Here is a 650-nt window from a genome sequence, read left to right on the forward strand (position 1 = left end):
GTCAGGCTCAATGACCACTTCGACACGCTCGAGATGCGGCGGGAAGCCTTTGCGTGGCCGGGGGGGCCGCTTCTGCTGTGAAGCCGGACCCTTGCCGACCTGCGCCCGCAGGGCCAAGATACCCGTCTCGATCTCCTCGAAGAGGAAAGCCTGCTGGGCATCCTCCTCACCCGCCGTGGCAGAACCAAGCGTCTCGGACCGTCGCCCGAACCGCGCCCGGTCGTAAGCCTTCAGGATCTGCATTATAGTGTCCCGCCTTTAACCTGAGACACGATTATCGCTTTTCGCGTTGGAGGCGCAGCCGACACACAGCGAACAAGTGATTCAAGTTTAAGGCGGGATGCCTTAGTCGTTTGATCCGCTCGTCAGTATCCACGTTGCGGGCCCTGAGCGTCTCTATTTCACGCTCCAGCGCGTCCGCACGGGCAGCCTTCGCAGCCATGGCGCGCACCATGGACTTTAACTGATCCATGTCGTCAGGAAGGGGGAATTCACTGCTGTTCATCACCTTCGATTAGAGCATTTTTTCCCTTGTTTTTCTCACGTTTTCTTCGTGCATCAGCGCAAATTATTCACTGCCGCAGGACTGTTTAGAGCGTGTCGCGGCCATCGCGATTCAGGATTCCCTTGCAGGTTTGACTGTGATTCCC

General features: G+C 57.7%; 2 pseudogenes. Both read right to left on the reverse strand.

Annotated elements, in window-relative coordinates:
• Positions 1–240 (reverse strand): annotated as a pseudogene (locus tag P775_RS29675) (transposase domain-containing protein); the annotation flags it as partial.
• A 106-nt stretch (positions 241–346) separates the two neighbouring features.
• A pseudogene (locus tag P775_RS29680) lies at positions 347–505 on the reverse strand (IS66 family transposase); the annotation flags it as partial.
• Positions 506–650 lie beyond the last annotated feature (145 nt).

This window comes from Puniceibacterium antarcticum, from assembly GCF_002760615.1.
Classification (GTDB): Bacteria; Pseudomonadota; Alphaproteobacteria; order Rhodobacterales; family Rhodobacteraceae; genus Puniceibacterium; species Puniceibacterium antarcticum.